General features: G+C 69.9%; 10 protein-coding genes. 7 read left to right on the forward strand and 3 right to left on the reverse strand.

Features of this window, described 5'->3' with window-relative positions; all coding sequences use genetic code 11:
* The 4 genes from sucB to G6020_RS15395 form a co-directional block, all read left to right on the forward strand.
* Positions 1 to 1,437, forward strand: a 1,437-nt coding sequence (gene sucB / locus G6020_RS15380) for a 2-oxoglutarate dehydrogenase, E2 component, dihydrolipoamide succinyltransferase (protein ID WP_206682240.1), incomplete at its 5' end; no start/stop codon positions are given.
* A gap of 84 nt (positions 1,438 to 1,521) precedes the next feature.
* Positions 1,522 to 2,199: a lipoyl(octanoyl) transferase LipB gene (gene lipB / locus G6020_RS15385; RefSeq protein WP_182611206.1), complete on the forward strand. Its 678-nt coding sequence runs from the start codon at positions 1,522 to 1,524 to the stop codon at positions 2,197 to 2,199.
* Between the two features lie 21 nt (positions 2,200 to 2,220).
* Complete coding sequence (lipA, locus tag G6020_RS15390; RefSeq protein ID WP_182611207.1) at positions 2,221 to 3,231, forward strand: lipoyl synthase; 1,011 nt, start codon at positions 2,221 to 2,223, stop codon at positions 3,229 to 3,231.
* A gap of 145 nt (positions 3,232 to 3,376) precedes the next feature.
* Complete coding sequence (locus tag G6020_RS15395) at positions 3,377 to 4,132, forward strand: DUF4191 domain-containing protein (protein ID WP_179525016.1); 756 nt, start codon at positions 3,377 to 3,379, stop codon at positions 4,130 to 4,132.
* 138 nt (positions 4,133 to 4,270) lie between these two features.
* On the opposite strand, the gene G6020_RS15400 is transcribed toward G6020_RS15395, so the two are convergent.
* Positions 4,271 to 4,759, reverse strand: a complete 489-nt coding sequence (locus tag G6020_RS15400; protein WP_179525015.1) for an RDD family protein — start codon at positions 4,757 to 4,759, stop codon at positions 4,271 to 4,273.
* Between the two features lie 220 nt (positions 4,760 to 4,979).
* Between G6020_RS15400 and glnA the strand changes: the two genes are divergently transcribed.
* The 3 genes from glnA (at position 4,980) to G6020_RS15415 (ending at position 7,795) form a co-directional block, all read left to right on the forward strand.
* Positions 4,980 to 6,416 carry a type I glutamate--ammonia ligase gene (gene glnA, locus G6020_RS15405; protein ID WP_179525014.1) on the forward strand — a complete coding sequence of 479 codons (1,437 nt, stop codon included), beginning with the start codon at positions 4,980 to 4,982 and terminating at the stop codon, positions 6,414 to 6,416.
* Positions 6,417 to 6,529: 113 nt separating this feature from the next.
* Positions 6,530 to 6,940: a hypothetical protein gene (locus G6020_RS15410; protein WP_179525013.1), complete on the forward strand. Its 411-nt coding sequence runs from the start codon at positions 6,530 to 6,532 to the stop codon at positions 6,938 to 6,940.
* Positions 6,941 to 6,985: 45 nt separating this feature from the next.
* The gene (locus G6020_RS15415; RefSeq protein WP_182611208.1) at positions 6,986 to 7,795 is read left to right on the forward strand and encodes a DUF1206 domain-containing protein; all 810 of its coding nucleotides are present in this window, start codon (positions 6,986 to 6,988) and stop codon (positions 7,793 to 7,795) included.
* Positions 7,796 to 7,820: 25 nt separating this feature from the next.
* Here the strand turns inward: G6020_RS15415 and G6020_RS15420 are convergent, their stop codons facing one another.
* Together G6020_RS15420 and G6020_RS15425 are read right to left on the reverse strand one after the other, a co-directional pair.
* Entirely contained in the window at positions 7,821 to 8,351 is a 531-nt protein-coding gene (locus G6020_RS15420) for a DUF732 domain-containing protein (protein ID WP_241732764.1), read from the reverse strand.
* 15 nt (positions 8,352 to 8,366) lie between these two features.
* The coding region (locus G6020_RS15425; RefSeq protein WP_182611210.1) for an endonuclease/exonuclease/phosphatase family protein at positions 8,367 to 8,876 on the reverse strand (510 nt) is incomplete at its 5' end.

Here is an 8,876-nt window from a genome sequence, read left to right on the forward strand (position 1 = left end):
GTCGGTGCCGTCCTCGCCGTCATCGGCGACGGCGACTCCTCCGACCGGGACGACGAGCCCGCCGACGAGGGGACGTCCGACGCCGCCGAGTCCACCCGTCCGGATGACGCCCCCGCGCAGGCGGAGGGCGATGCCACCGACGCTGCCGGCGCTGCGGAGCAGGACGACGCCGCGGGCGGGACCCCGAAGACCGAGAAGAAGGCGGCGAAGAAGGCCGCCGCCAAGGCCGAGAAGTCCGCGGACGCGGACGCGGACACGGCCGACGGCCCGGGTTCCTCGGGCGCGCAGGGCGAGCGGGCCGAACCGGCGGAGGCCGCCAAGTCCGGCACCTCGCCGTCCCCCACCCCGTTGGTGCGGACGCTCGCCGAGGAGAAGGGTGTCGACCTCGAGACCGTCGAGGGCACCGGGGCCAGTGGGCGCATCCGCAAGCAGGACGTGCTCGCCGCGGCGGAGAACGGGACGGAGAACGAGGGCGGCGCCACGGGCTCCGGCTCCGGTACCTCCCCCTATGTCACCCCGCTCGTGCGCAAGCTCGCGCAGGAGCACGGCGTGGACCTGGAATCCGTCACGGGCACCGGGATCGGCGGACGCATCCGTAAGCAGGACGTCCTCGCCGCGGCCGAGGGTGGCGCCGAGGGCGGCACCGAGGCCCCCGCGGAGAAGAAGGCCCCGGCAGGCGGCCCGTCCAAGGCCGGAGTCCGACCCGAACTGGCCGAGCTGCGCGGGACCACCAAGAAGGCCAACCGGATCCGCAAGATCACGGCCAAGAAGACCCGCGAGTCGCTGCAGACCAGCGCGCAGCTCACGCAGGTCTTCGAGGTGGACATGAGCCGCGTCGCGCAACTGCGGGCCCGGACCAAGAGCCGGTTCGCGGACGAGCACGGCGTCAAGCTCACCTACCTGCCGTTCTACGCCAAGGCGGTGGTCGAGGCCCTGGTCTCGCACCCGAACGTCAACGCGTCGTACGACGAGGACACCAACGAGATCACCTACCACGGTTCGGTGAACCTCGGCATCGCCGTGGACACCGAGGCGGGGCTGCTCTCCCCGGTCATCCGCGACGCCCAGGACCTGGACATCCCGGGGCTCGCCAAGGCGATCATCGACCTGGCAGAGCGGGCGCGGGCGTCCAAGCTCACCCCGGACGACCTCCAGGGGGGCACGTTCACCATCACCAACATCGGGAGCGAGGGTGCACTGTTCGACACCCCGATCCTCGTGCCGCCGCAGGCGGCGATGCTGGGGACCGGCGCGATCGTGCGGCGCCCCGTGGTGGACGCCGATGACGACGGCGAGTCCATCGCCATCCGGTCGATGGGCTACCTGCCGCTGACCTACGACCACCGTCTCATCGACGGCGCGGACGCCGGTCGTTTCCTCACCACGGTCAAGGACCGTCTGCAGAAGGCCGAGTTCGAGGGAGACCTCGGACTGTAGGTCCCGACGACAGCGCGACGGGCGTCCTCCTCCGGGAGGGCGCCCCTCGTCGTCTGCGGGACCCTTCGGCCTAGAGTGGACGGCATGTCCCACACCGGTCTGTCCCTGCGCCGCGATCCGGTCGAGCCGGAGATCCGCCGCCTCGGCACCGTCGAGTACACCCCTACCTGGGAGCTGCAGCGAACGCTCGCGCAGGAGCGTGCCGACGGAGCCCGCGGGGACACCATCCTGCTCCTGGAACACCCGGCCACGTACACCGCCGGGAAGCGCACGGAGCCGTCGGATCGCCCGGTCGACGGGACCCCCGTCGTCGACGTGGACCGGGGTGGTCGGATCACCTGGCACGGACCCGGGCAGCTGGTCGGGTACCCGATCATCGCCCTGTCGGACCCCATCGACGTGGTCGAGTACGTCCGCCGGGTGGAGCAGGCCCTCATCACCACGTGCGCCCGGATGGGGGTGGAGGTCGACCGGGTGGACGGCCGGTCCGGGGTGTGGTGTCCGGCCGGTGACGGCCGGCCGGAGCGCAAGATCGCCGCCATCGGGATCCGTGTCCAGCGCGGGGTGACGATGCACGGTTTCGCGCTCAACTGCGACTGTGATCTCGATGCTTACTCGCGGATCGTCCCCTGCGGGATCGTCGACGCCGGGGTCACGTCCCTCTCGGCCGAACTCGGACGGGACGTCCCCGTCTCGGAGGTCCTCGACCAGGTCACCTCCGACGTGGTGGAGGCGCTCGACGGTCGACTACCCGTGGGGTGATTCGAGCGTAGGCTGGCGGCCGTGACTGTCACTCCCGAAGGCCGCAAACTGCTCCGCATCGAGGCCCGCAACGCCGAGACGCCGATCGAGCGGAAGCCCTCCTGGATCCGGACCCGGGCCACGATGGGCCCCGAGTACAAGGAACTCAAGGGCCTCGTCAAGACCGGCGGCCTGCACACGGTGTGCGAGGAGGCCGGCTGCCCCAACATCTACGAATGCTGGGAGGACCGCGAGGCCACCTTCCTCATCGGCGGCGAACAGTGCACGAGACGCTGCGACTTCTGTCAGATCGCGACGGGCAAGCCCAGTGCCCTCGACCGGGACGAGCCGCGGCGCGTGGCGGAGTCCGTTCGCGAGATGGGCCTGCGGTACTCGACCATCACCGGCGTCGCCCGGGACGACCTCGACGACGGTGGCGCGTGGCTGTACGCGGAGACGGTCCGCAAGATCCACGAACTCAACCCCAACACCGGCGTCGAGAACCTGATCCCCGACTTCAACGGGGATCCGGATCAGCTCGCGGAGGTCTTCGAGTCCCGGCCCGAGGTGCTCGCGCACAACGTGGAGACGGTCCCCCGGATCTTCAAGCGCATCAGGCCGGCGTTCCGGTTCGACCGGTCCCTCGGAGTGATCCGCGCCGCCCGTGACTTCGGGCTGGTCACCAAGTCCAACCTCATCCTGGGGATGGGTGAGACCACGGAGGAGATCGTCGACGCGATGATCGACCTGCATTCCGCGGGGTGCGACATCCTCACCATCACCCAGTACCTCCGGCCCAGTCCGCTGCACCATCCCATCGACCGCTGGGTCAAGCCGGAGGAGTTCGTGGAGTTGTCCGACCAGGCGCGCGAGATCGGTTTCGCCGGGGTCATGGCCGGTCCACTGGTGCGGTCCTCGTACCGGGCCGGTCGCCTCTACGTCCAGGCTCTCGAACACCGCGGCCAGGAGGTTCCGCAGCACCTCGCGCAGTTGACCTCCGGGGGCGCCGCCTCGCAGGAGGCCTCGTCCGTGCTGGCGCGCGCCCGGGCCTGACCCCCCGCGGGCCCACGTCCGACCCGGCCGTCTCAGCCGGGCCGCCCGGCCGACTCAGCCGCGCCACCCGTCCTGCTCGCCCTGTCCACCCCTGCGGCGAACCGCGGTTCCCGAACGGTGGTCCCCGCCACGTATCCTGAACGGTATGGCGAAGAGCGAGGTCAGCAAGGCGGACAAGAAGGCGGCTCGGGCTGCACGGCGGCAGGCGAGCAAAGCGCAGCGCGGGCAGATGTGGGAGGCCCTGAAGATCCAGTCCAAGCAGGACAAACTCCTGTGGCCCCTGATGATCGGCGCGTTGATCCTCTCCACCGCCGCGTTCTTCCTCCTGGGTTCGCTCTGGGGCGGGGAGTGGTGGATGCTCCCACTCGGTGTCCTCACCGGTCTGATGCTGGCGATGGTGATCTTCTCCCGCCGCGTCCAGAACACCGTGTTCGCGAAGGCCGAAGGACAGCCCGGTGCGGCGGCGTGGGCACTGGATCAGCTCCGATCGGGCTGGCGCGTCAATCAGGCCGTCGCGGCGACGACCAGTTTCGACGCCGTGCACCGCGTGGTCGGCCGATGCGGGATCGTCCTCGTGGGCGAGGGGCAGCCGCACCGGCTCAAGCCACTCATGCTGCAGGAGAAGAAGAAGGTCGCCCGGGTCGTCGGTGATACCCCGATCTATGAGCTGATCGTCGGCGACGAGGAGGGGACGACCCCTGAACAGGTCCCGCTGCGCAAGCTCAACCGTCGCCTGACCCGCTACCCGATGAACATCAACCGCGCCAAGGTCGACGCCCTGGACACCCGGTTGCGTGCGCTGGGCACCAAGACCGGCATCCAGAACCAGATGCCCAAGGGCCCGCTCCCCCAGGGCGCGAAGGTCCGCAACATGCAGCGCAGCGCCCGGCGACGGGGCTGACCGGGGCCGGAGCCCGTCACGCCCACCGGTCGCGCTGGTCGCGCCGGTCGCACTCGCCGGCCGCGCCGACGGGTTAGCGCGAACAGATCCCCGGATCCGTCTCCGGGCCCACCGGGCCCACCGGGACCAGCTCCGGGGTCACCGGGTCCGGATGAGCGCCGTACCCGTCGCCCTGTCGTGCAGGCCGCGGCCGTCCTCGTCCTGGACGAGGGGAGGCAGCAGGAAGAACACGAAGGCGACCCGGACGATCGCACGGAGGACACCGACCCGCTCGTCGGCGTCGATCCGTGCGGTGCCGATCCCGAAGAGTGCCTGTCCGGGCGTCTGGGCGAAGAGCCAGACGCACACCACGCCGGACAGGCCCCAGAGCAGCGGAGTCGCCCAACTGGCCACGGCGGAGAACGTCTCGCCTCCGAGCAGGCCCGGTCCACCGAGGGTGACGACGAGTCCCACGAACCCGTAGGCCAGGAACCAGTCGACCAGTAGCGCGCCGAGACGCACCCCCAGCGGCGCGAGAGAGCCCTCGCCGTACCGGGGCAGCCCGAGCCGCTCACCTTTGAAGGCCTGCTCCGGCTCGTTGCCGGACGAGGTCGGGCCGGACAGCCATGATCCTGCAAGTTCACGCATGGTTCCCAGGGTAACCGGGGCCCGGTCGATCCCCGTGTCGACGTTCCCCCACAATGGTTGACTAGGCTGACCCCATTGGGAGGGACACCACCCGGCCCGCCTCTGTAACACTGCCGAAACATTCGGTTGACGGCCGGGCAACACCTCGCCCATATCGTGAGGTCACCGCACGACGGGCGGCACCGGTTGCCCGTCGCACAGAGAGACGAGGAGCGACATCGTGGCATTCTCCACTCCGGACGAGGTCATCAAGTTCATCAAGGACGAGGGCGTCGAGTACGTCGACATCAGGTTCACCGACCTGCCCGGCGCCGAGCAGCACTTCACGATCGCTGCCGCGGCTTTCGACGAGGACATGATGGAGGACGGCCTGGCGTTCGACGGCTCGTCCATCCGGGGGTTCCAGTCGATCCACGAGTCCGACATGATGCTCCTGCCGGACGTGTCGACCGCTCGCCTCGACCAGTTCCGCAAGGCGAAGACGCTGAACATCAGCTGCTTCGTGCACGACCCCTTCACCCGTGAGGCCTACAGCCGCGACCCCCGCAACGTCGCGCGCAAGGCCGAGGAGTACCTGATCTCCACGGGCATCGCCGACACCTGCTTCTTCGGTGCCGAGGCCGAGTTCTTCGTGTTCGACTCCGTCCGCTACGGCTCGGGCACCAACCACGGCTTCTACGAGGTCGACTCGATCGCCGGCAACTGGAACACGGGAGCCGAGTCCGAGGCCGACGGTTCACCGAACCTCGGGTACAAGGTCCGCCCCAAGGGCGGGTACTTCCCGGTGGCGCCCTACGACCACTTCGTCGACCTGCGCGACGAGATGTCGACCAACCTCACCAACGCCGGCTTCGAGCTCGAGCGCTTCCACCACGAGGTGGGCTCCGGTGGCCAGCAGGAGATCAACTACAAGTTCAACACGCTCCTGCACGCGGCCGACGACATCCAGCTCTTCAAGTACATCGTCAAGAACACCGCGTGGAAGAACGGCAAGTCCGCGACCTTCATGCCCAAGCCCCTCTTCGGTGACAACGGCTCCGGCATGCACGCCCACCAGTCGCTGTGGAAGGACGGCAAGCCGCTGTTCCACGACGAGGCCGGCTACGCGGGACTGTCGGACGTCGCCCGCTACTACATCGGTGGCATCCTCCACCACGCGCCGTCCCTGCTGGCGTTCACCAACCCGACGATCAACTCCTACCACCGGCTCGTCCCGGGCTACGAGGCGCCGATCAACCTGGTGTACTCGCAGCGCAACCGCTCCGCCTGTGTCCGTATCCCGATCACGGGCAACAACCCCAAGGCCAAGCGCATCGAGTTCCGCTGCCCCGACTCCTCGGGCAACCCGTACTTCGCGTTCGCCGCGATGATGATGGCGGGCCTGGACGGCGTGAAGAACAAGATCGAGCCGCACGCCCCGGTGGACAAGGACCTCTACGAGCTCCCGCCGGAGGAGGCCGCCGACATCCCGCAGGCCCCCACGTCGCTGAGCGCGGTGCTCGACCGCCTCGAGGCCGATCACGAGTACCTCACCGCGGGTGGCGTGTTCACCGAGGACCTGATCGAGAACTGGATCGAGTACAAGCGGGAGAAGGAGATCGCCCCGGTCAACCTGCGTCCGCACCCGCACGAGTTCGACCTGTACTACGACTGCTGATCCCGCAGCTCGCGTAATCGTTGAAACGCCCCGGCCCCTGTGGCCGGGGCGTTTACGGTTGACCCAGGACCGGGGAACGCCAGGAGGCGGGGAACGGAAGGGGTCGGGAGCTCGTGGACGCAGACGACGTGGACTTCCGGAGCGCCTCCCCGAGGGCCAGACCACTCAAGGTGGTCGCGGCCGCCCTGGACCCGGATCACGAACCGGGAACCGGCGGCGACGGCGAGAGCTACCCCGTGCTGCTCAAGCTGTCGCGGGTGCTCGACCCCGAGGAGGCGAGGTTGATCCTCGAACGGAACCCGTTCCTCCATGCCAGCGCGGGCTCACGCAAGCTCATCGCGATGGACACCTCGGTCGAGACACTGCGCGAACAGAAGGACCGTCTCCAGCTCCTCCTGGCCGAGGTCGAGGCGGACGCACTCGCCGAACAGGCCCGCCGCCGCTCCGAGGAGCACCGCGCGGCCGAACAGCGGCTGGCCGAGCTCCGTCGGCGGAACGACGTCCTCGGCGAGATCGAGTGGTGAACCGCCGAGGTCGTGGGGAAGCCGAGCTCGTGGGAGAGTGCTGAGATGAAGACACCCAGTTCCCCTCGCTCCGTTCAGGGCGCCGCCCGCTCCGCCGTCGACCATCCCGCCCTCGAGTGGCTGGCCCGCGCGGGCTTCGTCATGAACGGGATCCTCCACCTGCTCATCGGGTGGATCGCCATCCGGATCGCGACCGGATCGGGCGGAGAGGAGGCGTCCAACTCGGGTGCCCTCGCCGAGATCGCCTCCGCACCGGGTGGCCAGGCCCTCCTCTGGGTCGGCGCGATCGGCTTCCTCGCCCTCGGTCTCTGGCAGGTCATCGAGATGATCCTGGGATCGGAGGAGGCCTCGGACAGGGTCAAGGCGGGCGCCAAGGCCGCCGTCTACCTCGCTCTCGGCGTGACCACCGCCCGGTTCGCCTCCGGTGGATCCGATTCGGATTCCGAGACGGCGTCCGGTACCACCGCCGGACTGCTCGGCTCCGCACCGGGCAAGGTCGCGCTCGTCGTGGTGGGCCTCGTGATCATCGGCGTGGGCGCGTATCACGTCTACAAGGGCGCCACCAAGAAGTTCGTCGAGGACCTGGAACGTACCGGGGGCGGACACGTCGGGCGGGCCATCGTCGTCTCCGGTCAGCTCGGGTACATCGCCAAGGGTGCCGCCCTGGTCATCCTCGGCGGACTGGTGATCGCGGCGGTCGTGACCGCGGATCCCGAGAAGGCGGGCGGACTCGATGCCGCGCTGCGAACGGTCGGCGAGCAGCCGTTCGGCCAGATCCTGCTCATCATGACCGGCGTCGGGATCGCGTTGTACGGCGTCTACTCCCTGGGCCGTGCCAAGTACAGCCGGATGTGAGACGCGGGGCTCACACCGGCCGGGCTCAGCCGAGCTTGGGGAAGTTCTGGGGGCAGTAGGTACCCACGGCGGCGCCGAGGAAGAATCCCTGCTGCTCGGGGCCCAACCGCCCGTACTCGCCGAGCCACCCCGAGACCTCGTCCATCTGCTGGCCCCCGTCGAAGCGGCCGCACGCCTCCGCGGCGGTGGCCACCGGATCCACGCCCTCGGGGAGTGCGACGTCCTGCCTCTGCAGCAGCGCGACGAAGTCACCGCCCCCGGGGGCGACGGGAGCGGGCTCAGCCGCCGGGGTGTCGTCCGTTCGTGGTTCCGGCGCGGGCTCCCCCGGCATCGGTTCCGGCTGCGGCTCGGGCGGCGGGGGCGGTGTCACGGGCCCGGTGGGCTTCTCCGGTCGCTCCTCGGCGAACGGGGTACTCGACGCGGCGGACGTCGTGGTGGACTCCGTGGCCACCTCGGGCGCCTCCCCCTCCACGGTCGCCCCGCCACAACCCCCGAGTACCACGGCGAGCGCGACCGCACCGAGGCCGGACGCTGCTGTCAGGATGCGTGAACTCATGGTGCGCATCGTAGGTCAACGGACCCGGTCCGCGGCAAGACGTACCGTCGCGATCACGCCCAGGTGATCGGTGCCACCCACCCGGACGGTCCTGGTCTCCCCCACCGCCGACGCTCCCCGCGCGAGCACGTGGTCGATGCCGATCAGTGGCGGGACGCGCCCGTCGGCTGGCCACGTGGGCACCCAGCCGTCGCCACCGCCGGAGACCGAATCGGTGTACCCCAGCCCACGCAGTCCGCGGAACCGGGCGTGGTCCCAGGTGGCGTTGAAGTCGCCGCCCACCACCACGGGGGCCGGTCCGGGCAACCCGCCGAGGTACCACCTCAGACGGTCCGCCTCCTCGACCGCGGCGGGACCGTCGAACACGGGCGCGACGGGGTGAGCCGCCACCACCGTCACCGGACCCGCGGGGCCGGCCATGTCCGTGCGCAGGACTCCCAGGCTGAATCCGGCGACCCGCTCGGGTGGCGAGAGCGGGTACCGCGACCAGACCGCGACGCCTGCGGCCTGCGGGGCGGGATCGGA

The organism is Dietzia sp. B19, assembly GCF_014145155.1.
GTDB lineage: Bacteria > Actinomycetota > Actinomycetes > Mycobacteriales > Mycobacteriaceae > Dietzia > Dietzia natronolimnaea.